This window comes from Belnapia sp. AC561 (assembly GCF_979252845.1).
Genome location: NZ_CEEDBP010000017.1, coordinates 1 through 26,981, shown reverse-complemented (window position 1 = coordinate 26,981; position 26,981 = coordinate 1). Strand labels below are relative to the sequence as shown.

Here is a 26,981-nt window from a genome sequence, read left to right as displayed (position 1 = left end):
GGCGGAGCCGCGCATGAGTGCCGCCGAGATGCGGGCGGCCTTCTTCCGCACCTTCCCCGGCGTCGCCCCCGCCATCATCCTCTCGGCCATCGACCAGACCATCGTGGCGACGGCGCTGCCGGCCATCGCCGGCGCCCTCGGCGCGGTCGAGAGCCTGTCCTGGGTGGTCGTCTCCTACCTGATCTCGGCGACCATCGCGGCGCCGGTCTTCGGCCGGCTGGGCGATGTCTTCGGCCGGCGCAACCTGCTGCTGGTGGCGCTGGGCCTGGCCGGGCTGGGGGCGGCGATCTCGGCCACCGCGCCGGCCTTCGGCGTGCTGATCCTCGGCCGGCTGATCCAGGGCTTCGCCGGCGGCGGCATGGCGACGCTGGCCATGGCGCTGATCGGCGAGGCGGTGCCGCCGCGCGAGCGCGGCCGCTTCCAGACCTGGATCGTCGCCAGCTTCACCACCGCCTCCTGCCTCGGCCCCATCACCGGCGGCTATGTCACCGAGCATTTCGGCTGGCGCGCGGTCTTCTGGGTGCTGATCCCCTGGATCGCCCTGGCGGTGCCGCTGGCGCTGCGCATCCCGGCCCGGCCCGGGGCCCGCAGCGCCGGCTTCCGCTTCGACCTGCCGGGCGTGCTGCTGTTCGCCGGCTTCGTCGGCCCGGCGCTGCTGGCGCTGTCCCAGGTGCAGAAGCTGTCGCTCGCCGCCCTGCCGGCGGCGGTCGGGCTGGGGCTGCTGGCGGCGCTGGCCCTGCTGCTGCTGCTGCGCCAGGAACGCCGGGCACGCGACCCGCTGCTGCCGCTGCCCCTGCTGGCCGAGCCCACCATCCTGCGCAGCAACCTGATGACCGCCTGCGCCCATGGTGCGCTGATCGCCCTGCTGAGCTTCCTGCCGATCTACCTGCAGAGCGTCCGCGGCGCCTCGGCCGCGCAGGCCGGGGTGCTGCTGCTGCCGCTGTCGCTCGGCGGGGCGATCGGCGGGCTGACCGCCGGCCGGCTGATGACCCGGACCGGCATCGGCATGCCCTTCGCCACCTATGGCCTGGCGCTGTCGGCCGGCGCCCTGGCGGCGGTGGCGCTGCTGGCCGGGGCGCTGCCGGACTGGGGCGTGGCGGCGCTGTTCGGCCTGGTCTCGGTCGGCTTCGGCTGTTCCTACCCGGTGGTGCAGATCACCGTGCAGGTGGCGGGCGGGCCGGCGCGGCTCGGGGCGGCGGCGGCCTCCGTCCAGTTCTCCCGCACCCTGGGCGCGGCGGTGGCGACGGCGGTGCTGGGCGCCCTGCTGTTCGGCACCCTGGCGGCGGGGGATGCGACGGTCGCCGCGCTGTTCGCCCGGCTGGTGCAGACCGGGCCGGGGCTGCTGGCGACCCTGCCGCCGGAGGGCCAGGCCGCCCTGCGCGCCGGGCTGGCCGAGGCCTTCCGCACCGCCTTCTTCGGTGCGGCGGCGATGGCCGCGGCAGGAAGCTGGCTGGCCAGCCGGGTGCCCCTGCAACGCATCGCCTAGGCTGGCGCCGCCGCCAGCCCGAGTTCCGGCGGCTCCGGCCGTGGCGCCGGCGCCGCCACGGGCAGCGGCGCCGGGCCGGCCGCCTCGGTGGCGAGGTCCAGCGCCTCGGTCAGGCTCATCGCCAGCTGCAGCGGCGTGGTCTCGCCTTCGGTCCGCAGCGCCTTGGCCAGCACGCCGTCCGGCTCCGGCGACCAGGCCAGGGCGATGGCGGGGATGCCGGGCAGGCGGCGGCGGGCGCGGCGCAGCAGGTAGCGGGCGGTGGCGCTGCTGCTGCCGCCTTCCAGCAGGCAGAGGATGATCAGCCTGGGCTGGGCCGCCGGCTCCGGGCCGCCGGTCTGCACGCCGAAGCCGCGCCGGGCCAGGACCTGGGCCAGCATGTTGGCCGCCAGCGCATCGAAGGGGCCGCGGCCATGCAGGCAGAGCACCGCGCCCGGCGCATGCCACTCGGGCGGCAGCGGGGCGGGCGGGGCCTCGCCCTCGGCCGGATTCGGGTCGTCCTCCTCCTCCAGGTCCTCCACCAGCATCTCGATGCTGCGCTGCAGCGCCTCGCGCCGCTCCGGCTGCAGCGCGCCATGCACCGCATCGGCCTGGGCGAGGCGGAGCGCCGGCAGGGCGACGGCATCGAGGTAGTCCGCCAGCGGCTTCTCCTTCAGGCAGCGCTCGGCCTGTTCCGCCAGGGCATTGGCATCGCCGGCGAGCGCCCGCTGGTAGAAGGTCTCCTCCGGGTCCAGCGGCGGCCGGTCGCCCAGCATGACCTCGAGGAATTCCAGCCGTTCCACATGCTTGCCCAGCACCACCAGGCAGACCGTCAGCGGCACCGCCAGCAGCAAGCCGATGGGGCCCCAGAGCCAGGTCCAGAAGGTGGCGGCGGCGATGACGGCGATGGGCGAGAGGCCGGTCGAATGGCCGAAGACCAGCGGCTCGAAGACCTGGCCCATCAGCATCTCGCTGAGGCCGAAGAGCACCAGCACCCAGACCAGCATGGACCAGCCCGGGTCCACCGCCAGCGCCATCAGGATCGGCCCGGTGACGGTGACGAAGACGCCGATGAAGGGCACGAAGCGCATCAGCGCGGCGACGAAGCCCCAGAGCAGGGGGTTCGGCACGCCGATCAGCCAGAGCGCCCCGGCGATGAACAGGCCGAAGGCGGTGTTCATCCCGGTCTGCGCCAGGAAGAAGCGGGAGAGGCGATAGGCCGCGTCGTCCATCGCCGCCATGGTCCGGTGCAGGTCGCGGGCCCCGGCGAGGCGGATCAGCCGGTCCCGCAGGTCCTCCCGGTAGAGCAGGATGAAGATCACCAGGATGATGACGATGCCGGCGGTCGCCAGCGGGCCGAGCAGCGGTTCCGCCACGCGCCGCAGCATCTCCATGGCGGTCGGGTCCGGGGTGCGGACCTCGACCGGGATGGGCGCCTGGGCCTCGGTCCGGGTGGCGGGCCCGGCCGGCTTGGCCGTTGCCTCCGGCTCGGTGTTGATGCCGCGGCCCATGGCCTGGACCGCGCCGCTGACCCGGTCCAGCAGTCCGCCGGCGCTCTGCAGGCCAGACAGCTTGTGGCCGATGGTCGCCTGGTAGGTCGGCAGGTTCTCCGCCAGCAGGCTGGCCTGGCGGCCGACCAGCCCGCCGATGCCGAGGAAGAGGGTGCAGGCCAGCAGCACGGTGACGATCACCGCGACGGGGCGCGGAATGGCGATGCGGCGCAGGATCCGCACCAGCGGCGCCAGCACGAAGGACAGCAGCACCGCCAGCACCAGCGGCACCAGCAGCTCCTGCCCGAAATACAGCACGGCCATGACCAGCAGCGCGCCCTGCAGCATCTCCATCCCCGAGCCGGGCGCGCCGGCCGCGGCCAGCCCCCGGGTCAGCGACGGGCCACGGCTGGGGAGATTGGCAGGACGGGTATCTGACATGGGCCGGGGGTTCCGCGAAGGCAGGCCGGAAGCGACCTCCCGGGCGAAACGCCCCGGTTCGGTCATCGTTCGTACAGGTGCGCCGAACCGACGCTCACAGAAGCGCCGGCTCGGCGGTTTCGGCCCTGCGGCCGCTAGCGGGCGTGGCCCGTCAGCTCCTTCTCCACGACGGCGGCCAGGATGCCGGCGCCATAGGGGATGGCGGCGTCGTTGAAGTCATAGGCGGGGTTATGCACCTCGCAGCCGCCGGCCGCGCCCTCGCCGTTGCCGACCAGGATATAGGCGCCCGGCCGCTCGGCCAGCATGTAGGAGAAATCCTCCGAGCCCATGGCGGGAATGCGGGCGCGGTCCACCTGCGCCTCCCCCACCATCGCCGCGGCGGCATCGGCGATGAGCGCGGTCTGCTCGACGCCGTTCACCACCGGGACCGTCACCTCGCGGAAATCCAGCTCCGCCGTCGCGCCGAAGCCGGCGGCGATGCTGGACGAGAGCGCCCGCATGCGCGCCTCGATCAGCGCCATGGTCTCGGTGCGGAAGGCGCGGACGGTGCCGCGGAGCGAGACCTTCTCCGGGATGACGTTGTAGGCGGTGCCGGCGGAGAAGCCGGTGACGCTGACCACGCCGGTATCGTTCGGCGCCACGTTGCGGCCGATGATGGATTGAAACGCGGAGACGATGGCGGCGCCGCAGACCACCGGGTCGACGGTGCTTTCCGGCCGGGCGCCATGGCCGCCCTTGCCGTGGATATGCAGGTCGAAGAAGCCGCAGCCGGCCATCATCGCCCCGGCGCGGATGCCGTAGTGGCCGACCGGCATGCCGGGGCGGTTGTGCAGGCCATAGACCGAGTCGCAGGGGAAGCGCTCGAAGAGCCCGTCGGCCACCATCGCCTGGGCGCCGCCCTGGCCTTCCTCGGCGGGCTGGAAGATGAAGTGGACGGTGCCCTCGAAATTCCTGGTCTCGGCCAGGTAGCGGGCGGCGCCGAGCAGCATGGTGGTATGGCCGTCATGGCCGCAGCCATGCATCTTGCCGGGGTTGGTGGACTTGTGGGCGAAGTCGTTCGCCTCCGGCATGTCCAGCGCATCCATGTCGGCGCGGAGGCCGATGGCGCGGTTGCCGCGGCCGTTGCGCAGCACCCCGACCACGCCGGTGCGGCCGATGTTGCGATGGACCTCGATGCCCATGGCCTCCAGCCGCTCCGCCACCAGGGCGCTGGTGCGGTGCTCCTCGAAGCCGGTCTCGGGGTGGGCATGGAAGTCGCGGCGCCAGGCGGTGAGTTCATCCTGGTAGCGGCGGATCCGGTCGATCGGGCTCAAATGCATCTCCTGGGCTTGGGGCCTTGGGCTCCCGGCTTCGGCATGGTGGGCAAGGCCGGGTCTGGTGCGCTATGTCTATGGCAGGATTGGGTCAACTGCCGACCATGGAACACCATAGCGAGGAGATGGCGCGGCCCCAGCATGTGGTGCCGGCGCCGGCCGGGCTGGCCCGCGGGGCGCCGGTGCCCTGGTGGGTGAAGCTCGGCGTGAAGCTGGGGCTGGCGGCCATCGGCGTGCATGGCGGCCGGGCGCGGCGGATCGGGCTGGCGCGGCCGTCCTTCGATGCCGGCGACCCGGCGAAGCTGCTCGGCGCCCCGCCGGCCTGGCTGGCCGAGGCGACCCGGCTGATGGGGCGCCGGCCGCGCACCCTGCTGGAGGTCGGGCCGGGGCGGATGGTGCTGCGGGCGCCGGTGCTGGCGGGCCTCGGCCTCGAGCATGTCTGGTTCGTCGATCCCTCCGATGCGGCGCCGGCCGAGGCGGGGCCTTACCTCGCCGTCGCCGCGCTGGCGCGGAGCCATGGCGTGCCGGTGCCCGACCTGACCGGCTGCGCCGACCGCACCGCCATCCTCCGCCGCTGCCAGGCGAGCCTGCTGATCGGCGGGCCGGATGCCCTGGCCGCCATCCCGGACGGGGCGGTGGACCTGGTGGTGAGCGAGGCGGTGCTGGAGCATGTCCGGCGCGCCGATCTGGCGCCGCTGCTGGCGCAGCTGCGGCGGGTGACGGCGCCGGATGGCATCGGCATCCACCGGATCGACTTCCAGGACCACCTCGGCGGCGGGCTGCAGCACCTGCGCTTCAGCGACAGCTTCTGGGCCAGCGCGCTGGTGGGCAAGGCCGGGATCTACGTGAACCGGCTGGGGCTTTCGGCCATGGTCGGGCGCTTCCGCCGCGCCGGCTTCCAGGTGGACGTGCCGGAGGCGACGGTCTGGTCCCGCCGGCCGAAGGGCCCGGCGCGGCCGCATCCGGATGCGATGCGGCCGGGGACGGATGACCTGGTGGCGCGGGCAGTGCTCGAGGTGCGGGCGCGGCGGTGAGGCCTGGGTCCGGCCGTGGCCGGTAACGAAATCAATTCCGCTAAACCCTGCTCAATTCCGTAAAATTCGGCTAAATTTCCCTCAATTCGGTAAAATAATTCCCAATTTTATTGGCTCAAGTCTCTGAAAATGCTCGTTTTCGGGCGTGGGAAGGGTCGATTTCCGGGCCGTCCGGGTTTTGCCGGACGCGATGGCCAAAGCTTTTATTCCTATAGCGAATCGCCGGGCGGCAGCGCAAGGAATTTGCAGACATCCTGGCGGGCGAGCCGGGGGCAGGGGGAGGCGATGACGGCAGCATTCGCGCTGGAGGAATTCCTGCCCTACCGGCTCTCGGTGGTGACCAACCGTGCCTCCCGGCTCTTCGCCCGGCGCTATTCGGAGGCCTTCGGGATCAGCATCGCGGAATGGCGGGTGCTGGCGGTGGTGGGGCGCTTCGGCGGGCTCTCGGCCTCGGCGGTGGTCGAGCGCACGGCGATGGACAAGGTGAAGGTCAGCCGGGCGGTGCGCGGGCTGCTGGCCCGCGGGTTGCTGGTGCGGGAGGAGGATGCGGTGGACCGCCGGGTGCAGCGGCTGGCGATGACGCCGGCGGGGCAGGGCATCCATGGCCGGATCGTCCCCCTGGCGCGCGGGCTGGAGGCGGAGCTGCTGGCCGGGCTGGAGGCGGCGGATCGCGCGGCGCTGCACCGGCTGCTGGATGCGCTGGATGCGAGGCTGGCGGCGATGGGGGCGGGGCCGGGGACCGAGGGGCCGGACTAGCGCCACCCAACCACCGGTCGATGACGCAGGCGTGTTGTCGCGGCGGCATTGGCGACCTATGGCCGGAGCCATCCCTGACAGGTTAGGCTGGCCGCGCTTGCCTCTGGAGGATCCCATGTTGCGTCGCGTGCTGCTGGCCGCCCTGTTCGGTGCGCTGGCCTGGGTCGGGCCGCTCCGCGCCCAGACCAATGACCCGTCCTTTCGGGTGGTGAACAACACGCCGAATGTCATCAACGAGGTCTATGCCTCCCCCTCCAACGATCGGAGCTGGGGCCAGGACCGGCTTGGGACGGAGGTCATCGCGCCGGGCGGGCTGCATATCGTGCGGCTGCCGGCGGATGGGAACTGCAATTACGACGTGCGGATCGTCTACCAGGGTGGCAGCGCCGAGGAACGGCGCAACCTGAATACCTGCCAGATGGTGGACCTGGTGCTCGGGGGCGGCGCCGCGCCGCCGCCGCGGACGGCGGGGCCCCAGGGCGGCGGCAACCGCGCCCAGCCGGGCAGCCAGCAGCAGGGCAATCCCTCCTTCAACCTGGTGAACCAGAGCGGCCGGGTGATCGAGGAATTCTATGCCTCGCCCTCCGCGCAGCAGAACTGGGGTCCGGACCGGCTGGGCGACGAGATCGTGCAGCCCGGCGCCACCTTCGCGGTGCGGCTGCCGCAGGGCGACTGCAACTACGACATCCGCGTGGTCTGGCAGGGTGGCCAGTCGCAGGAGCGGCGGAACGTCAACATGTGCGCGCTCACCAACTACACGGTGCGCTAGGGGGCCGCGGCCCCGCTAGAGCTGCCGCATCCCGAGCTGCCCGAGCAGCGGCAGCAGCTGGTCCCGGGCCCGGGCGCGATGCGCCCGGGTGCGGTCCCGGGCGGCGGCGGCATCGCCGGCGCGGATCGCCGCGACGATGCCGGCATGGTCCTGGATGGACAGGCTCGGCAAGGGGCGCAGGCGGAGCGTCAGCATCCGCGCCCGGTGCGACTGGTCCATGATGGTGTGGAACATGCGGGCGAGGCGGCCATTGCCGCTGCCCTCGGCCAGCAGCTGGTGGAAGCGGCCATCGGCCTCGGCCCAGGCGACCAGGTCGGCGGCGGCCAGGGCGGCCTCCATCCGGGCATTCACCGCTTCCAGCGCCTCGGCGACCGGGGCGCGGCGCTCCGGCGGCAGCGCGGCGATCAGCTCGGCCGAGGCGGCCTCCAGCGCGATGATGACCTCGTAGATCTCGCGCATGTCGTCGGGCGAGATGGCGCAGACCAGTACGCCCCGCCGCGGCAGGATGCGGACCAGGCCTTCCTCCTGCAGGCGGATCAGCGCCTCGTGCACCGGGGTGCGGCTCATGCCGAGCTGGGTGGCGATCTCCTGCTCCGAGCCATGGTAGCCGGGGGCGAAGGCATTGCTCTGGATCGCCGCCTTCAGGGCGTCGTAGGCGCCCTCCACGAGGGAGGGCTTGCCCGCCGGGGTAGCGGTTGCGCTGCGCAGGCTGACCATCCGGATCCTTCTACCGCGTCGGCCGCAGGTTGCCAGGCCGGGCGATCGGCCGCCCGCCATTGACCGTCGGCCATTGACCGTCAGCCTGGGCCTGATCTAGTACCATCCCATCTTGCATGGAAGATGGCATGCCTGTTTTCGGCGGGACCATCGGCGGCCAGGGGGAAGACAGCATGCGCAGCTACCGGATCGCGGCCATGGGCGGCGATGGCATCGGGCCCGAGGTGATCGCGGCGGGGGTCGAGGTGCTGAAGATCTGCGCCGAGCGCGCCGGCGACTTCGCCCTGGAATTCACCGATTTCGACTGGGGGTCCGACTACTACCGCAAGCACGGCGTGATGATGCCGGCCGATGGCGCGGACCAGCTGCGGCGCTTCGACGCCATCCTGTTCGGCGCGGTCGGCGCGCCGGACATCCCCGACCACGTCACGCTCTGGGGCCTCCGGCTCGCCATCTGCCAGCCGCTCGACCAGTACGCCAATGTCCGGCCGACGCGGGTGCTGCCCGGCATCACCAGCCCGCTGCGCAACGTGAGCGGCCCCGAGCTCGACTGGGTCATCGTGCGGGAGAATTCGGAGGGCGAGTATTCCGGCGTCGGCGGCCGCGCCCACCGGGGGCTGCCGATCGAGGTGGCGCAGGATGTCTCCGTCATGACCCGCGCGGGCGTGCAGCGCATCATGCGCTATGCCTTCCGCCTGGCGCAGGGCCGGCCGCGCAAGCTGCTGACGGTGGTCACCAAGTCCAATGCCCAGCGCCACGCCATGGTGATGTGGGACGAGATCGCCGCCGAGGTCGCGGCCGAATTCCCCGACGTGACCTGGGACAAGATGCTGGTGGATGCCATGACCATGCGCATGGTCATCAAGCCGGCGACGATCGACACCGTCGTCGCCTCCAACCTGCATGCCGACATCCTGTCGGACCTCGCCGCGGCGCTGGCCGGCTCGCTCGGCATCGCGCCGACGGCGAACATCAACCCGGAGCGCGACGCGCCCTCGATGTTCGAGCCGATCCATGGCTCGGCCTTCGACATCACCGGCAAGGGCATCGCCAATCCCGTCGCCACCTTCTGGACCGCGGCGATGATGCTGGAGCACGTCGGCGAGCCGGCGGCGGCGGCGCGGCTGATGAAGGCGGTGGAGCGGGTGACCGCCAATCCGGCGCTGCATACGCCCGACCTCGGCGGCACCGCGACGACGCGGCAGGTGACGGATGCGGTCTGCGAGGCGCTGCGGCAGGCGAATGACTGAGCGGCGCCGAGAGGGGGATACGGGCATGGACCGACGCAGGCTGATCGCCGCCATTCCCGCCCTGCTGGCGGCGCCCGTGCTGCTGGCGGCGCCGGCGGTGCGGGCCCAGCCGGGCTTCCCGGACCGGCCGGTGGCGATCATCGTCCCCTTCGCGGCCGGCGGGCCGACCGACGTGATCGCGCGCCTCGTCGCCGAGGGCATGTCGCGCGACCTGGGCCAGCCCGTGGTGGTGGAGAATGTCACCGGGGCGGGCGGCACCATCGCCGCCGGGCGCGTCGCGCAGGCGCGGCCGGATGGCCATACCCTGCTGGCGCACCACGTCGGCCATGCCAGCAGCGCCACGCTGTACCGGCGCCTGCCCTATAGCGTGACGGAGAGCTTCGCGCCGCTCGGCCTCGTCTCCGACGCGGCGATGACGCTGGTGGCGCGGCCGGACTTCCCCGCCGCCGATTTCGCCGGCTTCATGGCCGAGATCCGCAAGCGGGGCGATGCGCTGAACCTGGCGCATTCCGGGCTCGGCGGGGCGAACCACCTCTGCGGGATGCTGCTGCAGCATGCGGCGGGCACGGCGCTGACCGGCGTGGTCTTCCGCGGCAGCGCGCCGGCCATCACCGACCTCATGGCCGGCCGCATCGACGTCTTCTGCGACCAGGCGACCAATACCGCGGCCTTCCTGCGCGACGGGCGGATCAAGGGCTATGCGGTGACCCTCGCGGAGCGGGTGCCCGGGCTCGACCTGCCGACCACGGCGGAGGCCGGCCAGCCGGGGCTGGCGATGAGCACCTGGCATGGGCTCTATGCCCCGCGCGGCACGCCGGAGGCGGTGCAGGAGCGGCTGGCGGCGGCGATCCGCGCGGCGCTGCGGGAGGACCGGCTGCGCCAGCGCTTCGCCGACCTGGTGACGGCGCCGGCGAGCGAGGCGCATGCGACGCCGGCCTACCATCGCCGCTTCCTCGGCGAGGAGGTGGCGCGCTGGCGGCCGGTCATCGAGGCGGCGGGGCAATACGCCGACTGAGGCGGGGCCCTGGCCCCGCCCTCGGTCAGGCGAAGATGAAATCCGCCGCCGCGAGCTGATGCACGCCGAGCAGGGTGAAGGCGGCATTGCCCTGGGCCGGGGCGCCGGGGAGGGTGAAGATGGGGGTGAAGATCTCCACCCGGGTATCCTCGCCGATGATGGAATAGCGGACCTGGAAGCTGGTGCCGTCGGCGAAGGCATCGGTGCCGAGGAAGACCGCATCCGGCGGCGTGTCGCCGAAGCTGTCGAGGAAGAGGCTGAGGTCCAGCTTGTCCTGGCCCTCGCGGAAGTCGGTGACGACATCGCCCTGGGTATCGAAGACGGGCATGCGGGCGCGGGTATCCATGGCGCCGAAGCGGAAGATGTCGGCGCCGCTGCCGCCGGTCAGGGTATCCGCGCCGACGCCGCCGTCGAGCACGTCGTTGCCGGTACCGCCGAGCAGGATGTCAGCGCCGCCGCCGCCATGCAGCGTGTCATTGCCGGCGCCGCCGACCAGCCGGTCGGCGAGGTCGCTGTCGCGCGCCTGGGCGCTGCGGATGGGATTGTCCTCGGCGAGGACGCCGTAGCCGAAGATCTCGTCGTCGCCGATGCCGCCGTCGGCCTGGTCGGCGCCGTAGCCCGCATAGATCGTATCGTTGCCGGCGCCGCCGATGAGGGTATTGCTGGCGATGGGGATGCCCGAGCCGGGTTCCGGGTAGATCGCGGGATAGGGGCCGGCGAGGCCGTCGCCGTACATCAGGTCGTCGCCGTCGTACCCGCGGATGATGTCGGAGCCGGCATCGCCGAGCAGCGTGTCGGCTTCGGCGGTGCCATAAATGTGGCGCGGCATATTTCCCCCTATAAGTGAATACAATCTACAATATTCACTTTATGGGAGGCTCCTCTCCGGCACACTGCACAAGCCGGAGAGAAGTATGTTGGTAGTCTTAACGGCGGAAGCGGAGCGACAGGCCCTTGCGGCGCCAGCCGGCTTCGATCGCGTCCAGGTCGATCCAGCCGGAGGGATTGGCGCGGCGGGGCTGGTCGCGCAGCCCGGGCTCGCGTTCGCGCCGCCAGATGCCGAGCAGGCGGTTCAGCTCCGCCAGCGGCTCCACATGGTCGTCGACGCGGAGGTTGATGTCGGGGAAATCCTCCGTCGTGGTCAGCAGCAGGGCGGCGGACTGGCGGCCGCGCTTGTCGCCGCCGACGGCATCGCCGGCTTCCAGCGCCGAGATGAGCCGCTCCGGCATGGGCCAGGAATCGCGGGTGACGAAGGCGGCGACGGTATCGGCGAGCACCGCTTCCCCGGCCAGCATGTTGCCGGCGACGGAGAAGCCCTGGCCGGCGCGGTCGCCGCACCACTCGACGCAGTTCTGGCCGGTCCAGGCGGCGCTGCGGCCATGCCGGTCCACGGCGTGGATCTGGCGGATCCCCCGCCCCTCGTCGCCGGCCAGGGCGCTCTCGATGGCGGCGGTGGGGGAGAGGCCGCGCTGCAGGCCGTCCAGCACGGCGGGGCCGAGGTAGCGGTTGGTCATCGACTGGGTCGAGACGGCGCCGACCCCGGCGCGGACGAAGGGGCAGCTTGCGCCCACGGCGAAGGCGCAGGTGGTGACGGCCACGGCGAAGGCGCCGGTGGCCGGGTCATGCGCGACGATGGACCAGGTCATGCGGGTTTCCTTGCGACTTCGGGCAGCGCGGCGCGAGCCTATTCGGCCGTTCGGGCCGCGGCTAGGGGGCCGGGGCCAGCCAACCGGAGCCAGGCAACCGAGGCCAGGCCGAGGTTGCGCCGCGGCAGGCCCGGCGGCAGTTTGGGCCCGAATATGCCGGAGGGGAATCGTCATGTTGGCACCAGCGCAGTTTGCAGGCTTCGGGCGTCGCGCCGGGCTCCGGGGGCTGGCCGCGGGACTGGCCATGCCCGGATTGGCGAGGGCGCAGGGCACCTGGCCGGACCGGCCGGTGCGGCTGGTGGTGCCCTTCGGCGCCGGCGGGGCGATCGACACGCTGTCCCGCACCGTGGCCAATGCCTTCCCCGCGCTGGCCAACGGGCAGACGCTGGTGGTGGAGAACCGCGGCGGCGCCGGCGGGACCATCGCCGGGGCGGTCGTCGCCCAGGCCAGGCCGGATGGCGCGACGCTGATGATGGCCGACCTCGGCGCCAATGCCATCGGCCGCGAATTGCAGCCCAGCCTGTCCTACGACCCGACGCGGGCCTTCACCCCGGTCTGCCACCTGGTGAACCTGCCGCTGGTGGTGGTGGTGCCGGCGGCGCTGCCGGTGACGGACCTGGCCGGGCTGATCGCCATGGCGCGGAAGCAGGGCGACATGGTCTATGCCCATCCCGGCATCGGCTATTCCGGGCATCTGGCGCAGGAGCTGATGCTGCAGCGGACCGGGGTGAAGATGACCCCGGTGCCCTACCGCAGCGGCGCCGAGGTGATCCGCAGCCTGCTGGCGAACGAGACCCAGAGCGCCATCATCACCGTCTCCACCACGCTGCCCTTCATCCGCGAGGGCAAGGTCCGCGCGCTGGCCGTCGCCAGCGGGCGCCGCATCGCGCTGCTGCCCGAGGTGCCGACGGTGGCGGAGGCGATGCCGGAGACGCTGGGCGGCTTCGAGGCCAATGTCTGGCACGGCATCGTCGGCCCGGCCGGGCTGCCGCCGGAGCTGGCGGCCACGGCCTCCCGCGTGTTCAACGCGGTGATGCAGCAGCCGGAGGTGCGGCGGGTGGTCGAGCAGACCCAGGCGGGCGAGGTGGTCGGCGGGACGCCGGAGCAATTCGCCGCCTTCATCACGGCGGAACATGCGCGCTGGGCGCCGCTGATCCGTTCGGTCGGCATCCGGACGGAGTGAGGCGATGAGCGACGCGCAACCGGCAACCCCCCGCCCGGCCTCCACCGTGCTGCTGCTGCGCGACAGCGCGGCGGGACCCGAGATCTTCATGGTGGTGCGGCATCGCGCCATCGAATTCGCCGCCGGCGCCCTGGTCTTCCCGGGCGGGCGGGTGGAGCCGGCCGATGCCGAGATCGCCGCCGGCCTCGCCCAGGGGATGGGAGGCGCGGCGGACCCGCTGGGCGCCTTCCGCGTCGCGGCGGTGCGGGAGACCTTCGAGGAATGCGGGCTGCTGCTGGCCCGCACCCTCGGCGGCGTGCCGCTCGACCCGGCCCAGGGTGCCGCGGTGGGGGCGGCGCACCGCGACGCGCTGAATGCCGGGGCGCGCGGCTTCGCCGCCTTGATGCAGGCGGAGGGGCTGGTGCCCGATGTCGGCGCGCTGGTGCCCTTCGCCCATTGGGTGACGCCGGCCGACCTGCCCAAGCGCTTCGACACCCGCTTCTTCCTGGCCCCGGCGCCGATGGGCCATGCCGCGGCGCATGACGGGCGGGAGGCGGTGGACAGCGTCTGGATCCCGCCCGCCCGGGCGCTGGAGGAGGCGGATGCCGGCCAGCATACCCTGCTGTTCCCGACCCGGATGAACCTCAAGCGGCTGATCGGCGCGGCGGATGTCGCCGGGGCCATGGCGACGGCGGCGGCCCGGCCGGTGGTGACGGTGCAGCCGCAGATCGAGACGGATGCCGAGGGCCGGAAGGTGCTGCGGATCCCGGTCGAGGCCGGCTACGGCGGGCCGCTGTTCCCGGCGGGAACGCGGGCGATGTGAGGCCCGCCGGGGGGCACCGTGCCCCCCGGCGGCGGTTGCTAGAGCCCGAGCTTGTGGGCGAGGTCCTGGAAGTCGCTGGCGACGACGTCCCAGGGGTCCTCGGCGCGGGTATCGGTCTTCTGGCCGGGGCCATGCTCGCTTGGGCGCAGGACGAAGGCCGTCGCCAGGCCGGCGGCACGCGCCGCGCGGAGGTCGCCGTTGTGGGCGGCGACGAGGCAGAGCTCATCCGGGCGGATGCCCAGCACCTCGGCGGTGCGGAGATAGGCCTGGGGGTCCGGCTTGTAGGCCTGGGCCACCTCGGCGCCGAGGATGGCGTCCCAGGGGATGCCGGCGCGCTTGGCCATGTTCAGCAGCAGGGCGATGTTGCCGTTCGACAGCGGCGCCAGGATGTACTTCCGCCGCAGCCGGGTGAGGCCGGCGACGGCTTCCGGCCAGGGGTCGAGGCGGTGCCAGGCGCGGTTGAATTCCTCCAGCGCGGCCTCGCCGATGGCGGCGGGGTCCAGGCCGTTGTCCTGGAGGACTGCCTCCAGGTTCTCCCGGTGCAGCACGTCGAGCCGGGTGAAGGGGCGGCGGCCGGCGCGGCATTCCTCCATGCCCGGCTGGTAGCGGCGGCGCCAGGCATCGGCGAAGGCGCGCGGGTCGAGGTCGCCGCGGCCGTGCCTGGCCAGGAAGGGCGCGGCCTCGCGCGCCACGCCCTCGCGCCAGTCGACGACGGTGCCGAAGACGTCGAAGACGAGGGCCTTGACCCCGGAAAAGCCGGTCACTGCTTCTTCTCCTCAGCCAAGGGGGAAATTTGGGCCCATTTCTTGTCGAAGTCCCAGACCTCGGGGAAGCCCATCAGCTCGCAGATGCGGCCGAAGCCGTAGCTCTCGCTGGCCGGCAGGCCGTTGCTGTCGCCGTGCTGCTTCAGGTGGGAGAAGGCGCGCTCGAGTGCCGCGGCGACGCTGAGGAAGCCGACCGCGGGGTAGATGGCGATGGCATAGCCGATCTCGGCCAAGCGGGCGGCAGGCAGGATCGGGGTGCGGCCGCCTTCCACCATGTTGGCCAGCAGCGGCTTGTCGATCGACTTGCCGATGGCCTGCATCTCCGCCTCGCTCTCGGGGCTCTCGATGAAGACCACGTCGGCGCCGGCATCGGCGAACATGCGGCCGCGGCGGATCGCCTCATCGAGGCCAAGCGTGGTGCGGGCATCGGTGCGGGCGACGATGAGGAAATTGGGGTCCCGCCGGGCCTCGGCGGCGACCTTGATCTTGAGGCACATCTCCTCGGCCGGGATCACCTTGCGGCCGGGGGTATGGCCGCATTTCTTCGGCATCTCCTGGTCCTCGAGCTGGATGCCGGTCACGCCGCCGGCCTCGTAGCCCATGACGGTGTGGCGGACGTTCAGCAGCCCGCCGTAGCCGGTATCGGCATCGGCGATGACGGGGGTCTTGCAGCCGCGGGCGAAGGTGGAGACGCGGCCGACCATGTCCGTGTAGGTGGCGATGCCGGCGTCCGCCACGCCGAGGTGGCTGGCGACGGTGCCGAAGCCGGTCACGTACAGGCTGGTGAAGCCCATGCCGTCCGCCACCTTGGCGGAGATCATGTCGAAGATGCCGGGGGCGACGATGAAGCGCTTCTCGGCGAAGGCGGTCTTGAGGCTGGCGTGGGCCATCGGTGGTGGGTCTCCTATTGCTGGCGTTGGATATGGCCGGCCGCGGCGGCGGCGGCCCAGAGGCGGTCCTCGCGCTGCATCGCCTCGAGCAGGGCGGGGCCGGGGCGGAGGTCGGGCTCGATGCCCATGGCGGTGAAGCGGGACTTCAGCGTGGCGTCGGCATAGGCCTGGACCAGCAGGGCGTTCAGCCGCTCGACGATGGCGGCCGGCAGCTTCGCCGGGCCGAGCAGCCCGACCCAGCCGGCGAGGTCGAACTCGGTCACGCCCTGTTCCTGCGCGGTCGGCACATCCGGGAAGAAGGGCGTGCGGGTCGCGGTGGAGACGGCGAGGATGCGGACGCGGCCGGTCTGCATATGCGGCGTGGCGCTGGCGGTGCTGGTCCAGCCGACCGGCAGGTGGCCGGCGACCACGTCGTTCATGAGCTGGCCGCCGGAGCGGTACTGCACGTCCGGCGTCTCGATATCCGTGCGGCGGGCGAGCTCCTGGCCGATGAAGGAGGAGAGCGCCTCGGTGCTGCCGGTGCCGACCTTGCCGGGATTGGCGCGGGCGAAGGCGACCATCTGCTTCAGGTCGGCGAAGGGCTGGGCCGCGCCGGCGGCGAGCACCATGGTGTTGCGGGACAGCATGGCGACGGGGGTGAAATCCGTCACCGGGTCGTAGGGCAGCTGCGCCAGGTGGTAGCGGTTCATGATGTGGGTGGAGACGACGGCGGTCAGCGTATGGCCATCGGGCTCGGCCCGGGCGACCAGCTCGGTGCCGACGACGCCGGCGGCGCCGGCGCGGTTCTCGACCACCACGGGGTGGGGCAGCAGCGGCCGCAGCGCCTCGGCGATCGCCCGCGCCAGCAGGTCCGTGCCGCCGCCCGTCGCATAGGGGATGATCAGGCGGACCGGGCGGGCCGGCCAGGTGGGTTGGGCCAGCGCGGGTTGGGCGAGGGCGGGCGACGCGAGGGCGATGGGTGCGGCCAGCAGGGTGCGGCGGCCGAGGCGCATGGGCGGGTTCCTCCGGGGATTTGGCCGGAGTATCGGCCGGGTGGCGCCATCCCGGAAGAGGCGGGATGCGCGGCGCCGGTCCGGCATGCCAGGATGCGCGACCCCAAGGAGGAGAAGACCATGCCCGATGCCAGTGGAAACCCCACCGCCCCGACCGCGGTGGCCGAGATCGAGCAGGTGATCCAGACCTATTTCGATGGGTTGTACGAGGGCGACGTGGCCAAGCTGGCCGCCGCCTTCCACCCCGTCTCCCACCTGTACTGGGAGAAGGACGGCGGGGTGGAGGACCTGCCGCGCGAACAGTGGTTCGAGATGGTGAAGAGCCGGCCCTCGGGCGCCAGCCGCGGTCTGAAGCGCGACGACCGGATCCTGCTGATGGACATCAGCGGGCCGGAGACGGCCCTGGTGAAGGTCGCCTGCCAGCTGCCGCCGCGCTACTTCACCGACTACCTGGTGCTGAACCGGACCAGCGAGGGCTGGCGGATCGTCAGCAAGGTCTATCGCTTCGACACGCGCGAGGGCTGAGCCGGGCTAGCCCGGCGGCCCGAAGCCGGCGCCCATGCGGATGGCCGGCGAGGTTGCCGAAGGCCGCCTCGGGCTCGATGCTGGTGCGGAGGCCGATGAGCGGCGCGGCTTCCCCGATGGCAAGCGGCGCCCGGCGACCGGGCTGCATCCGGCGAGTGTCGCCGGGGCGGGTTAGGCCGAAGTCAAGGTGGGCGTGGCAGGCGGGGCCCTTTCAGGGTTCCGGCTTCGCCCAGATGCCCTGGCGGGGCGCGGCGATGCGGTTCCAGGTGGCGGCGCAGTCCTGGCCGCAGCGGTGCAGCCAGTGCGGCAGCAGCACCGTCTCCAGCAGCCGGCGGCGCAGCGGTTCGTCCCAGCTTTCCTGCACCACGGTCATCTGGCCGCGGCTGCCGCCGGTGCAGCGGGGCAGGCCGGCATCGCAGGCGAAGCCGTCGTCGATCGCCGCCTCGGCGCTGTCCAGCACCGCCTGTTCCATCGCCGCCAGGCCTTCGGTCAGGGTGGTGCGGATCGGCGCCGGCAGGTTGCGCCAGATGGTGCCGTTCATCACCACCGCGGAGACGAACCAGTTGACCGGCAGCGTCGAGACATGGCTGGTGACGCGGTGCAGGCCGATGCGGTTGCCGGGCATGCTGCCGGTGATGGCGCAATCCAGGGCGCGGTTGCGGATGGCGCCGATCACCTCCGGCAGCGGCATCACCTGCGGGATGGCGCCCAGGGCCTCCAGCAGGTCGCCCTGGGCGACGGCGCCGACCCGGATGCGGCGGCCCTTGATGTCCTGCAGCCCGGCGAAGGCCTCCCGGCAGAAGATCACCTGGGTGGTGGGGATGAGCAGGGCGAGGAGCTGGATGTCGTAGCGGTCTTCCAGCACCTGGGCGAGGTGGCCGCGCCAATCGCCGAGGCTGTTGCGGAGCGCGGGCAGGTTCGGGTTGAGGCCGGGCAGGTCCACGACGCTGAGTTCCGGGTCGTCGCCCGCGGCCAGGGCCAGGGGCACCGTCGCGGCCGGCAGCACGCCGAGGCGGATGAGGGAGAGCAGCTCCGCCTCCCGGATGCCGGTGCGTTCCAGCGGGGCGATGCTGGGGCGGAGCCGGCCCTGGGTGAGGAGCGGGACCTGATGGGTCCAGAAGGGCTCCTCGAATTCGGCATAGAGGCCGGTATGGGTATAGAAGCCGACGACGCGCAGCGGGATGACCGCTTCCTGCGCGCCACCCTGGCCCGGCGCCAGGCCGATGGTCAGCAGGGCCAGCGCCAGGGCGGCCACCACGGGGGCCGTCATCGGCCGGCTGGTCCTGCGTGGCGGCCGCTGCGGCATCGCTTGCTATCCTTTGTCCCGGCCCCTGTCCCTGATGTTTCCTCGCCGGAAATCGCCGCGGATGCAATCAATGGTTGCGGATTTGCGTCAGTTGCCGGGGCCGGTCACTGATTCGGGCGCAGCAGGTAGGGCGCGCCGGCGCGGTCGCAGATGCCGCGGATCAGCTTGTCCAGGCTCTCCGGCACCGGGACGCCCTGGGCGAGGCGCTGGGCCCGCATCAGGTCCTCCGGCTCGCCGGCGACCATGACCGGCTCGGCCGGATTGGCCGGCGGCGTCGCGTGCAGCACGTCCAGCGCATCGTCGAGGTCGCTCTCGAAATCGCCGGGGTCGCGGAAGGCGGCGGGGTCGAGGGCCATGAAGAAGTGGCCGATGTTGTGCGGCTGGCCGGGCTTCTGGGTGCGGTTGCGGATGGGGGAGAAGCTGGCGCCGACCAGCGTGCCGCCGAGGATATGCACCAGCATCGCCAGGCCATAGCCCTTGGCGCTGCCCTTCGATTCCGTCCCGCCCACCGGGGTGATGCCGCCTTCGGGGCGGTTGAAGACGAAGTCGTTGCCATCGTGCGGGTCGGCGACGTTCTTACCCGCACCATCGACCACCCAGCCCTCCGGCAGCGGCGTGTCGTTCAGGTGGTGGACCTTCACCTTGCCGGCAGCGACGGTGGTGGTCGCCATGTCCAGCACGAAGGCGGGGTTGCGGCTGGCGGGGGCGGCGAAGGCCAGCGGGTTGGTGCCGAGCACCGGCATGGCGCCGCGGGTCGGCACCATGGTGACGCCGCGGGTGGAGGAGGTGACCAGGCCGATGACGCCGCGGGCGGAGGCGATCCGGGCATAGGCGCCGGCGGCGCCGAAGTGGTGGCTGTTCACCACGCCGACCACGCCGACGCCGAATTGCTTCGCCTTGTCCACCGCGAGGTTCATCGCCATGGCCGAGACCGGATGGCCGAGGCCATCGGCGCCATCCAGCAATGCGGTCGGGCCGGTATCGCGCAGCACCTTGGGCTGGGCGGTGATCTGGATGCGGTTTTCACGGACGCCCTCCTCGTAGGTCATCAGCATCGAGAGGCCGTGGCTGTCGACGCCCATCAGGTCGGTCTCGACCATGATGTTCGCGGTGGTGGCGGCATTGTCCTGCGGCATGCCCCAGGCGGTGAGGATGGCGATGATCTGGGCGCGGATGGCCTCGGCGGGGACGGGACGGCCGGAGGTGACGTTCTTGGCCATTGGTTTCTGCAGAAGGCCGGGGAGGGAAAACTATTCCCTCCCCAGACCCCTCCTTTCCTTTTTGTGGGTTTAAGAAGGACGGCGCTCGTTCAATCCACCCGCGCGCCCGTCGCCCGGACGATCGGCACCCAGCGATCGATCTCGGAGGCGATGAACGCCCGCGTCCGCTCCGGCGTCATGCCCTCCGGGATGGTATTGCCGAGGCCCAGCAGCCGGTCCCGCACCGCGGGGACCTTCAGCGCCTCGGCGATCTGCTCGTAGAGGAATTGGCGGATGGGGAGCGGCGTGCCGAGGGTGGTGGACCAGGGGGTCCAGGTGGTCGCCTGGTAGGCGGGCAGGCCGGCCTCGGCGCTGGTCGGGACCTCGGGTGCCATGGGGGAGCGGTCCGGCGTGGCGATGACGATGCCGCGCACGATGCCGGCCTTCAGCGGCTCCGAGAGGAAGGAGATGGTATCGGCCTGGAAGGCGGTGCGGCCGGCGGCGAGGTCGGCGAAGGCCGCCGCCGAGCCGCGATAGGGGACGTGCTGCGCCTCCACGCCCAGCAGGTTCACCAGCATGGCGCCGGCGATGTGCCCGGTGGTGCCGTTGCCGGAGGAGCCGTAGTCGTACTTGCCCGGGTTGGCCTTCAGCAGCGCGGTGAATTCGGCAAGCGTCCGGACATTGAGCGAGGGATGCACCGCGACGGCGATGGCCGAGTGGCTGCTGATGGTGATGTGGTCCACGCCCGTCAGGGGATGGACCCGCAGCCGGTCGCCGTAGAGGCCGACGTTCAGGGTGTGGGAGCCGAGCGCCCCGACCAGCAGCGTATAGCCGTCGGGGGCGGTCGCGGCGACGGTCTCGAAGGCGACGGTGCCGCCGCCGCTCGGGCGGTTCTCGACGATGAATTGCTGGCCGAGCTGCTGGCTGAGCTGCGTCGCCACGACGCGGGCGTTGATGTCGGCATTGCCGCCGGGGGCCAGCGCCACGACGATGCGGACCGGGCGGGACGGGTAGTCGGTGCCCGGGGCGCGCGGCTGGGCCTGAGCCTGAGCCTGAACCTGGGCCGGGGTCGTGCCGATGGCGAGCATGGCCAGGACGGCCGCAAGCAGGTGCTTCATTGGTGTTTCCCCCAGCGCATTCGGTGTCAGGCGATCTCGTGTTCGAGGATGCCGACCTTCTCGACTTCCAGCCGCATCCGGTCGCCCGGCTTCAGGTAGCGCGGCGGGCTGCGGAAATGGCCGGAGCCGGCGGGCGTGCCGGTGGCGATGACGTCGCCCGGCTGCAGCGCCATGTAGCGGGAAAGCCAGGCGATCAGCGCGGCGACGCTGAAGATCAGGTCGTGAGTATTGCCTTCCTGCACCAGCTCGTCGTTCAGCCAGCAGCGCAGGCCGAGCTGCCAGGGCTCGCCCACCTCGTCGGCGGTGACGAGATACGGGCCGAGCGGGCAGAAGCCGTCGAGGCCCTTGGCGAAGCTGGTCATGGCCAGCGGCTGGTCGAACTGGAATTCGCGGGCGGAGATGTCGTTCAGCACGGTATAGCCGGCGACGTGGTCGAGCGCGGCGCCCTCGTCCACCTGCCAGGCGGTGCGGCCGATGACGACGGCGAGCTCCACCTCCCAGTCCGGCTTGGTGACGCTGGCGGGGATATGCACCTGGCTGCCGGGGCCGCAGACGGAGGAGCCGGGCTTGAGGAAGATGCGCGGCGCGGTCAGCTTCGGCCCGCCGACTTCCTTGGCGTGGTCGGCATAGTTGCGGCCGACGCCGAGGATCTTGCCGGGCTGTAAGGGCGCGAGGAGGCGCACCGCGGCGAGCGGGCGGCGCAGCGAGGCATTCTCCGGCCGGGCGGCGAAGGCCAGCGCCCGGCTGGCCGAGACCAGCGCGGCCTCGCCGGCGGCGAGCAGGGCGCGCATGTCGACGGGGAGCAATTCGGCGGGCTGGTCGGCGGCGGCGCAGGCGGCATCGAGGGCGAGCTGCAGCGGGACGATGGAGTCATCCAGGACGGCGCCGATCTCGGTCATGCCATGGAGGACGAAGGTGGCGAGCTTCATGCTCAGGCGGCCTGGAGCATGGCGGCATAGTCGAGGGTCGCCATCACCTGCACCCGCAGGATGAAGCGCGGCTCATCCGGCCGGTAGTCGGCGACGGCATTGTGGCAGGTGCCGATATTGTCCCACATCAGCAGGTCGCCCGGCGTCCAGGCATGGCTATACAGGTATTTCTCCTGCGCCTGGTGGCGGAACAGGTACTCCAGCATGGCGTCGCTCTCGGCGCGCTCCAGGCCCTCGATGTGCATGGCGTAGCCGGGGTTGCAATACAGCACGCGGCGGCCGGTGATGGGGTGGATGCGGAAGATCGGCTGCCGCACCGGCGGCTTCTTCGCCTTCTGCGCCTCGGTCAGCGGGCCGCGGATGCTGCCCGGGCGCATCCGCATGACGTCCCAGAATTTCTCGAAGTCGTGGATCGCGACGCGGCCCTCGAGGCGCTGCACGACCTCGGGCGGCAGGTCGTCGTAGGCGGCGTGCATGTTGCGGAACTGGGTGTCGCCGAGCGGGCGGCCGTCGCGCGACGGCACCTGCTTGGCATGCAGCGCATTGGCCAGCGCGATCTCGGTCGAATAGGACATGTCGGTGTGCCAGCCCTGGCCGGCGTCGTTCAGGCCGATCGGGCGGCCCGCGGCATCCCGCTGGTTCGACAGGATCATCACTTCCGGGTGGTCCGGGGCGTGGAAGAGGTTGGCGACATTCACCTCGAGGTCGCCGAAGCGGCTGCCGAAGGCCGAGAGCTGCGGCGCGCCGAGGTCCTGGCCGGGGAAGCAGAGCACGCCGTACTGGCCGAGCGCGGCGAGCACGGTGCGGTAGTCCGCGGGCGACAGCGGCTGGGCGAGGTCGATGCCCTCGATCCGGGCGCCGAGGCCGGCATTGTTCGGGGTGATGCGCATCACGTGTCCTCCGGCTTCCTGGTCTGCCTTGGGGGCTGCCTTGTCGGGGGGCAGATTCCGCCGCGGGGCGGATGCGGTCAAGCTTGCGCCCCCGGACGTTGCGGCGGAGCATCGCCAGAACGGGGAGGCAGGACGATGCGCATCGGGCGACGGGCGGTGCTGGGCACGCTGGCGGCGGGGCCGGCCTTGGCGCAAGCGGAGTATCCGGGCCGGCCGGTGCGGCTGGTGGTGGGCTATCCCGCCGGCGGCAGCACCGACGTGGTGGCGCGGCTGCTGGCGGAACGGCTGGGACGCAGCCTGGGCCAGCCGGTGATCGTGGAGAACCGGCCGGGTGCCAGCGGGACCCTCGGCGCCGACGTGGTCGCGAAGGCGGCGCCGGATGGCCATACGCTGCTGGTGGGCGCCTCGGCCGAGATGGCGATCGCCCGGGCGACGCTGAAGAGCATCCCCTATGCGGCGGAGGATTTCACCCCGATCGCGCTGCTGACGGAGCAGCCCTTCCTGGTGCTGGTGAACGGGGCGCTGCCGGCAACGACGATGGCCGAGCTGGTGGCGCTGGCCAAGGCGCGGCCGGGGGCGCTGAACTACGGGTCCTTCGGCACCGGCACGGCGCCGCACCTGCTGGGGGAGCTGCTGAAGGCCGAGGCGGGGATCGAGGTGACGCATGTGCCCTACCGGGGCTCGGCGCCGCTGACGACCGACCTGCTGGCCGGGCAGGTGCAGTTCAGCTTCGACACCATCCCGGCGGCGCTGCCGCATCTGGCCAGCGGCAAGCTGCGGGCCCTGGCGCTCTGCCGGGAGGGGCGGGCGGCGGCGGTGCCCGCGGTGCCGACGGTGGCGGAGGCGGGGATGCCCTGGCTGCTGGGCGGCACCTGGGCCTCCCTGGTCGGGCCGGCGCGGCTGCCGGAGGCGATCCAGGCGCGGATCGGGGCCGCGGTGCAGCAGGCGATGCGGGAGGCCTTGACGGAGGCCTTCCGCGAGCGTGGCCTGGAGCCGGTCGGCGGCGATGCGGCGGCGGCGCGCGCCTTCTTCGCGCGCGAACAGGGGCGCTGGGCGGAGATCGCCCGGCGCGGGCATGTCCAGGCGGAGTGAGAACTGAATGCGGGTGATCGTGGTGGGCGCCGGGATCGTCGGGCTCTGCGTGGCTTGGCACTTGGCGCGGGGTGGGGCGGAGGTGCTGGTGCTGGACGGGCAGGCGCCGGGCAGCGGCGCGTCCTCCGGCAATGCGGGGGCGATCAGCGCCGGCTCGGTGGCGCCGCTGGCCATGCCCGGCGTGCTGAAGCAGGTGCCGCAGATGCTGCTGGACCCGGATGGGGCGCTGCATATCCCGGCCCGCTATGCGCTGCGCGCGGCGCCCTGGCTGCTGCGATTCGTCGGCAGCGCCCGGCCGGCGCGGGTGGCGGCGATCGCCGAGGCGCTGGCCGGGCTGCAGTTCGGGGCGATGGAGCAGCACCGGCTGATTCTGGCCGAGGAAGGCGCGCTCGACCTGATCCGGGAGACCGGGCAGCTCTACCTCTACCGGAACCGGGCGCAGTTCCAGAAGGATGCCGGCGGCTGGGCGCTGCGGCAGCAGCACGGGATGCGGGTGGAATTCCTCGAAGGGCTCGGCGCCATCCAGGAGCTGGAGCCGGATATCCAGGGCGACTACCAGCTCGGCCTCTTCATCCCCGACCAGGGCAGCAGCGTGAACCCGCTGCGCCAGGCGCAGGTGGTGGCGCGCGGGGTGGAACGGCTGGGCGGGACCATCCGGCAGGAGGCGGTGAGCGAGATCACCACCGAGGGCGGCCGGGTGACCGGGGTGATGACCGCGGCCGGGGCGATGGCCGCCGACCAAGTGGTGCTGGCGGCCGGGGCCTGGTCGGGGCGGCTGCTCAAGGCGCTCGGCATCGACGTGCCGCTGGAGACGCAGCGCGGCTACCACGTGATGCTGCCGGAGCCGGGGATCTCGCTGCGGCGGCCGGTGGTGCCCTCCGATCGCAAGGCCTTCCTCTCGCCGATGGAGGAGGGGCTGCGGCTGGCGGGGACGGTGGAATTCGGCGGGCTCGAGCATCCGCCGACGCCGCGGCGGGCGGAGCTGCTGCTGCGCGACCTGGCGATGGTCTGCCCCCAGGCGCGGACCGAAGGCATGCGGGAATTCTGGATGGGGCACCGGCCCTGCCTGCCGGACAGCCTGCCGGTGCTGGGGCCGGTGCGGCGCTGGCCGGGGCTGTGGTGCGCCTTCGGCCATGGGCACCTGGGGCTGACCGGCTCGGCGCCGACCGGGGCGATCCTCGCCAGGGCGATGCTGGGGCCGGCGCCGAACCTGGATCTGGCACCCTTCGCGGTGGAGCGTTTCGGCTGAATGGCGGTCAGGCGCCGGGGTCGCCTCAGCGGATATCCAGCGCGGCGATGAGCCCCTGGTCCAGGGTGAAGGCCTGCCGCAGCCGGACCGGGCTGTTCGGGAAGCGTCCGGCGACCTCGGCGGCGACCAGGATGCGCCCGGCCTCCTCGTGCCAGTCCAGCACCCGCGTGGCGAAGGGCGTCGCCGCCTGGGTGGCAAGACGCCAGGCGATGATCGCGGCGCGGCCGCGGTGGTCCTGCGCCGCGTCATGCACCGCGGCATCGGCGGCGAAGCAGGCGCCCAGCTCGGTCGCCTCGGTGCTGGCCTCGGTGGCGAAATAGGCGGCGATGGCGGGGGGCAGGCCGGTCATGCGGGATCTCCTCCGGGGGCGGCGGACGACGCCGCGCCTTGCGGTCCCGGGCAGATCGGGCCCAGATCCCGGCATGGCAAGAACGGACGAAAAGGTGGGGTCCTTACCCGCGGGTCAGCCCGAGGCCCATACCCCGGCCTCGGCCGCGGCCGGGATCGCCGGCGCCATCGGCATGCTGGAGGGGCGGTGGAAGCTGGTGATCCTGTTCCACCTGTTCGGCGGCCAGGTGCGGCGCTTCTCGGAGCTGGAGCGCGCCATCCCGGCGGTGTCGCAGAAGATGCTGATCCAGCAGCTCCGCCAGCTGGAGCGCGACGGCATCGTCGCCCGGACGGTGTATGCTGAGGTGCCGCCCAGGGTGGAATACCGGCTCACCGCCTGGGGGCAATCGCTCTGTCCGGCACTGGACGCGCTGCTGCGCTGGGCGGAGCGGCGCGAGGCCCGGGCCGAGGCCGGCTAGGGGCTGCCCGGCGCCGCGGCGCCGGGCGTCATGATCCCGGGCGTCGTGGCTTCAGCGCAGCCGCTCGGCCGGCGTCGTCATGTAGCCCTGGCGGCGGACGAAGATGCTGCCCTCGCTTGTGACGGCGCCGGTCGTCATGTTCCGCTCGGAATTGCCGATGGGGGTATCCGGCTGGCCGGAATACTCGCCACCGGCCATCAGGCCGCCGGGACCGCAGGCGGCCAGGGACAGGGTGAGGATCGCGCAGGCGGTCGCCAGGAACTTGTTCATGCGACAGTGTTGGGCCGCCATCGCAACGCCGGCAAGCATTGCGATGGCAACGAAACATTGCGGCCTATTGCGCGGCCGCGAGGGCCGGCCCAGGCGCGGCAACCGGCGCCTTGGGCGTCAGGTGGGACACCCGCGGCAGCACCTCCTGCTGCAGCAGCCGCAGCGAGTTCTTCCAGGCACCGGGATTGTCCTGGTAGTCGAAGCCGAAGACCAGCAGCTGGCCGAAGCCGCCGACCTCCTCGTAGATCGACTCCAGCCGCTCGGCGACCGTCTTCGGCGAGCCGACCAGCCAGTTGCGGCGGGCGCAATACTCGACCGTGACGTCGCTGTCGGGCACCTCGGGGCTGTGCTTCAGGTAGTCCTTGAAGCCGAATTGGCTGAGCAGCGGCAGGAAGTAGTCGCCCATCATGCGGCCCATCATGGAGCCGACGGACAGCCGCCAGGCTTCCTCGTCGGTGTCGGCGACGAAGACCTCCCGCACCAGGCGCCAGTCGCGGCGGTTGGCGGTGCGGCCGGACTTGCGGGCGCCGGCCTCGACGCTGTCCCAGTGGCTGGTGACGTAGCCGGGGTTGAGGTTGAGGCTCATCGGCAGGAAGCCGTGCTCGCCGGCCATCTTCAGCGTGTCGGAATTCTTGGAAAGCCCGGCGACGCCGATCGGCGGATGCGGCGCCTGCAGCGGCTTGATGTGGGGCTTGAGGAAGCCGAACATCGTATCGGGACGGTCGACCTTCCAGTACTTGCCGTCGTAGTGGAAGGGCTCGGTCGCGGACCAGAGCCTGAGGATGATGTCGAGGGCTTCCCGCGTCATCTCGCGGTTGGTGCCGGACATGCCGTCGACGTTGAACATGGCCCAGTCGCTGGGCAGGCCGCTGGCGGCGATGCCGAAGTTGAGCCGGCCTTCCGAGAGATGGTCGAGCATGGCGACGCGGTTCGCCAGCTCCGCCGGGTGGTGGTAGGGCAGCAGGAAGCCGCCGGGCCCCATCCGCAGCCGCGTGGTCTCGCGCAGCGCCTGGGCGATCAGCAGGTCGGGGGCGGGGTGGGGCTCCGATGGGACCATGCGGGCAAAGACGCGA

Annotated in this window: 29 protein-coding genes; 13 read left to right on the top strand and 16 right to left on the bottom strand. The window is 72.2% G+C overall.

The annotated features are described in order from the left end of the window. Nucleotides 1-13 precede the first annotated feature (13 nt). The gene (locus AC0IW9_RS15330) at nucleotides 14-1,486 is read left to right on the top strand and encodes an MFS transporter (protein WP_471649141.1); all 1,473 of its coding nucleotides are present in this window, start codon (nucleotides 14-16) and stop codon (nucleotides 1,484-1,486) included. On the opposite strand, the gene AC0IW9_RS15325 is transcribed toward AC0IW9_RS15330, so the two are convergent. Together AC0IW9_RS15325 and AC0IW9_RS15320 are read right to left on the bottom strand one after the other, a co-directional pair. Further along, entirely contained in the window at nucleotides 1,483-3,393 is a 1,911-nt protein-coding gene (locus tag AC0IW9_RS15325; RefSeq protein WP_471649140.1) for an AI-2E family transporter, read from the bottom strand. The two genes, AC0IW9_RS15330 and AC0IW9_RS15325, sit on opposite strands and share 4 nt — an antisense overlap. Nucleotides 3,394-3,527: 134 nt before the next feature. After that, the gene (locus AC0IW9_RS15320; RefSeq protein WP_471649139.1) at nucleotides 3,528-4,712 is read right to left on the bottom strand and encodes a M20 aminoacylase family protein; all 1,185 of its coding nucleotides are present in this window, start codon (nucleotides 4,710-4,712) and stop codon (nucleotides 3,528-3,530) included. 98 nt (nucleotides 4,713-4,810) lie between these two features. Between AC0IW9_RS15320 and AC0IW9_RS15315 the strand changes: the two genes are divergently transcribed. From AC0IW9_RS15315 to AC0IW9_RS15305, 3 genes are all read left to right on the top strand, one after another. Further along, nucleotides 4,811-5,740 carry a class I SAM-dependent methyltransferase gene (locus AC0IW9_RS15315; RefSeq protein WP_471649138.1) on the top strand — a complete coding sequence of 310 codons (930 nt, stop codon included), beginning with the start codon at nucleotides 4,811-4,813 and terminating at the stop codon, nucleotides 5,738-5,740. Between the two features lie 285 nt (nucleotides 5,741-6,025). Then, complete coding sequence (locus tag AC0IW9_RS15310; RefSeq protein WP_471649137.1) at nucleotides 6,026-6,496, top strand: MarR family winged helix-turn-helix transcriptional regulator; 471 nt, start codon at nucleotides 6,026-6,028, stop codon at nucleotides 6,494-6,496. 115 nt (nucleotides 6,497-6,611) lie between these two features. Then, nucleotides 6,612-7,265: a hypothetical protein gene (locus AC0IW9_RS15305; RefSeq protein ID WP_471649136.1), complete on the top strand. Its 654-nt coding sequence runs from the start codon at nucleotides 6,612-6,614 to the stop codon at nucleotides 7,263-7,265. Nucleotides 7,266-7,280: 15 nt separating this feature from the next. Here AC0IW9_RS15305 and AC0IW9_RS15300 read toward each other — a convergent pair whose 3' ends face one another. Next, on the bottom strand, nucleotides 7,281-7,982 hold the full coding sequence (locus AC0IW9_RS15300; protein WP_471649135.1) for a GntR family transcriptional regulator: 702 nt from the start codon (nucleotides 7,980-7,982) through the stop codon (nucleotides 7,281-7,283). A gap of 173 nt (nucleotides 7,983-8,155) precedes the next feature. On the opposite strand from AC0IW9_RS15300, the gene AC0IW9_RS15295 reads away from it, so the two are divergent. Together AC0IW9_RS15295 and AC0IW9_RS15290 are read left to right on the top strand one after the other, a co-directional pair. Further along, nucleotides 8,156-9,232 (top strand): tartrate dehydrogenase, encoded by a 1,077-nt coding sequence (locus AC0IW9_RS15295; protein WP_471649228.1) that lies wholly within the window; start codon nucleotides 8,156-8,158, stop codon nucleotides 9,230-9,232. 25 nt (nucleotides 9,233-9,257) lie between these two features. Next, nucleotides 9,258-10,247 (top strand): tripartite tricarboxylate transporter substrate-binding protein, encoded by a 990-nt coding sequence (locus tag AC0IW9_RS15290; RefSeq protein ID WP_471649134.1) that lies wholly within the window; start codon nucleotides 9,258-9,260, stop codon nucleotides 10,245-10,247. A 25-nt stretch (nucleotides 10,248-10,272) separates the two neighbouring features. Here the strand turns inward: AC0IW9_RS15290 and AC0IW9_RS15285 are convergent, their stop codons facing one another. Both AC0IW9_RS15285 and AC0IW9_RS15280 read right to left on the bottom strand, forming a co-directional pair. Continuing rightward, entirely contained in the window at nucleotides 10,273-11,076 is an 804-nt protein-coding gene (locus AC0IW9_RS15285; protein ID WP_471649133.1) for a calcium-binding protein, read from the bottom strand. A 97-nt stretch (nucleotides 11,077-11,173) separates the two neighbouring features. Next, nucleotides 11,174-11,893 carry a DUF1028 domain-containing protein gene (locus AC0IW9_RS15280; protein ID WP_471649132.1) on the bottom strand — a complete coding sequence of 240 codons (720 nt, stop codon included), beginning with the start codon at nucleotides 11,891-11,893 and terminating at the stop codon, nucleotides 11,174-11,176. 244 nt (nucleotides 11,894-12,137) lie between these two features. On the opposite strand from AC0IW9_RS15280, the gene AC0IW9_RS15275 reads away from it, so the two are divergent. Beyond that, nucleotides 12,138-13,076, top strand: a complete 939-nt coding sequence (locus tag AC0IW9_RS15275) for a Bug family tripartite tricarboxylate transporter substrate binding protein (protein ID WP_471649131.1) — start codon at nucleotides 12,138-12,140, stop codon at nucleotides 13,074-13,076. 4 nt (nucleotides 13,077-13,080) lie between these two features. Beyond that, entirely contained in the window at nucleotides 13,081-13,878 is a 798-nt protein-coding gene (locus AC0IW9_RS15270; RefSeq protein WP_471649130.1) for an NUDIX hydrolase, read from the top strand. A gap of 38 nt (nucleotides 13,879-13,916) precedes the next feature. Here the strand turns inward: AC0IW9_RS15270 and AC0IW9_RS15265 are convergent, their stop codons facing one another. Genes AC0IW9_RS15265 through AC0IW9_RS15255 form a run of 3 tightly spaced genes read right to left on the bottom strand, consistent with a single transcriptional unit; the run spans nucleotide 13,917 to nucleotide 16,524 of the window. Then, nucleotides 13,917-14,642 (bottom strand): haloacid dehalogenase type II, encoded by a 726-nt coding sequence (locus AC0IW9_RS15265; RefSeq protein ID WP_471649129.1) that lies wholly within the window; start codon nucleotides 14,640-14,642, stop codon nucleotides 13,917-13,919. Next, complete coding sequence (locus AC0IW9_RS15260; RefSeq protein ID WP_471649128.1) at nucleotides 14,639-15,532, bottom strand: isocitrate lyase/PEP mutase family protein; 894 nt, start codon at nucleotides 15,530-15,532, stop codon at nucleotides 14,639-14,641. The genes AC0IW9_RS15265 and AC0IW9_RS15260 overlap by 4 nt, the downstream gene beginning before the upstream one ends. Before the next feature lie 14 nt (nucleotides 15,533-15,546). Continuing rightward, nucleotides 15,547-16,524, bottom strand: a complete 978-nt coding sequence (locus AC0IW9_RS15255) for a Bug family tripartite tricarboxylate transporter substrate binding protein (RefSeq protein WP_471649127.1) — start codon at nucleotides 16,522-16,524, stop codon at nucleotides 15,547-15,549. Nucleotides 16,525-16,617: 93 nt separating this feature from the next. On the opposite strand from AC0IW9_RS15255, the gene AC0IW9_RS15250 reads away from it, so the two are divergent. Then, nucleotides 16,618-17,049, top strand: coding sequence for a nuclear transport factor 2 family protein (locus AC0IW9_RS15250; RefSeq protein ID WP_471649126.1), 432 nt, complete (start codon nucleotides 16,618-16,620; stop codon nucleotides 17,047-17,049). A 34-nt stretch (nucleotides 17,050-17,083) separates the two neighbouring features. Further along, a complete protein-coding gene (locus tag AC0IW9_RS15245) occupies nucleotides 17,084-17,224 on the top strand; it encodes a hypothetical protein (protein WP_471649125.1) in 141 nt (46 codons plus the stop codon). A 36-nt stretch (nucleotides 17,225-17,260) separates the two neighbouring features. Here the strand turns inward: AC0IW9_RS15245 and AC0IW9_RS15240 are convergent, their stop codons facing one another. From AC0IW9_RS15240 to AC0IW9_RS15220, 5 genes are all read right to left on the bottom strand, one after another. Further along, complete coding sequence (locus AC0IW9_RS15240) at nucleotides 17,261-18,319, bottom strand: type 2 periplasmic-binding domain-containing protein (protein ID WP_471649124.1); 1,059 nt, start codon at nucleotides 18,317-18,319, stop codon at nucleotides 17,261-17,263. Between the two features lie 140 nt (nucleotides 18,320-18,459). Next, nucleotides 18,460-19,575: an Ldh family oxidoreductase gene (locus tag AC0IW9_RS15235; RefSeq protein WP_471649123.1), complete on the bottom strand. Its 1,116-nt coding sequence runs from the start codon at nucleotides 19,573-19,575 to the stop codon at nucleotides 18,460-18,462. A gap of 89 nt (nucleotides 19,576-19,664) precedes the next feature. Beyond that, a complete protein-coding gene (locus AC0IW9_RS15230; protein WP_471649122.1) occupies nucleotides 19,665-20,672 on the bottom strand; it encodes a Bug family tripartite tricarboxylate transporter substrate binding protein in 1,008 nt (335 codons plus the stop codon). Nucleotides 20,673-20,698: 26 nt separating this feature from the next. Further along, entirely contained in the window at nucleotides 20,699-21,601 is a 903-nt protein-coding gene (locus tag AC0IW9_RS15225) for a fumarylacetoacetate hydrolase family protein (RefSeq protein WP_471649121.1), read from the bottom strand. Nucleotides 21,602-21,603: 2 nt separating this feature from the next. After that, a complete protein-coding gene (locus AC0IW9_RS15220; RefSeq protein WP_471649120.1) occupies nucleotides 21,604-22,491 on the bottom strand; it encodes a TauD/TfdA dioxygenase family protein in 888 nt (295 codons plus the stop codon). A 135-nt stretch (nucleotides 22,492-22,626) separates the two neighbouring features. On the opposite strand from AC0IW9_RS15220, the gene AC0IW9_RS15215 reads away from it, so the two are divergent. Next, complete coding sequence (locus AC0IW9_RS15215; protein WP_471649119.1) at nucleotides 22,627-23,583, top strand: Bug family tripartite tricarboxylate transporter substrate binding protein; 957 nt, start codon at nucleotides 22,627-22,629, stop codon at nucleotides 23,581-23,583. A 7-nt stretch (nucleotides 23,584-23,590) separates the two neighbouring features. Continuing rightward, a complete protein-coding gene (locus AC0IW9_RS15210; RefSeq protein ID WP_471649118.1) occupies nucleotides 23,591-24,832 on the top strand; it encodes an NAD(P)/FAD-dependent oxidoreductase in 1,242 nt (413 codons plus the stop codon). A gap of 25 nt (nucleotides 24,833-24,857) precedes the next feature. Here the strand turns inward: AC0IW9_RS15210 and AC0IW9_RS15205 are convergent, their stop codons facing one another. Further along, nucleotides 24,858-25,181, bottom strand: a complete 324-nt coding sequence (locus AC0IW9_RS15205; RefSeq protein ID WP_471649117.1) for a nuclear transport factor 2 family protein — start codon at nucleotides 25,179-25,181, stop codon at nucleotides 24,858-24,860. Between the two features lie 94 nt (nucleotides 25,182-25,275). On the opposite strand from AC0IW9_RS15205, the gene AC0IW9_RS15200 reads away from it, so the two are divergent. After that, nucleotides 25,276-25,638, top strand: a complete 363-nt coding sequence (locus tag AC0IW9_RS15200; RefSeq protein ID WP_471649116.1) for a winged helix-turn-helix transcriptional regulator — start codon at nucleotides 25,276-25,278, stop codon at nucleotides 25,636-25,638. Nucleotides 25,639-25,689: 51 nt separating this feature from the next. Here AC0IW9_RS15200 and AC0IW9_RS15195 read toward each other — a convergent pair whose 3' ends face one another. Further along, on the bottom strand, nucleotides 25,690-25,908 hold the full coding sequence (locus AC0IW9_RS15195; RefSeq protein WP_471649115.1) for a hypothetical protein: 219 nt from the start codon (nucleotides 25,906-25,908) through the stop codon (nucleotides 25,690-25,692). 64 nt (nucleotides 25,909-25,972) lie between these two features. Then, the coding region (locus tag AC0IW9_RS15190) for an LLM class flavin-dependent oxidoreductase (RefSeq protein ID WP_471649114.1) at nucleotides 25,973-26,981 on the bottom strand (1,009 nt) is incomplete at its 5' end.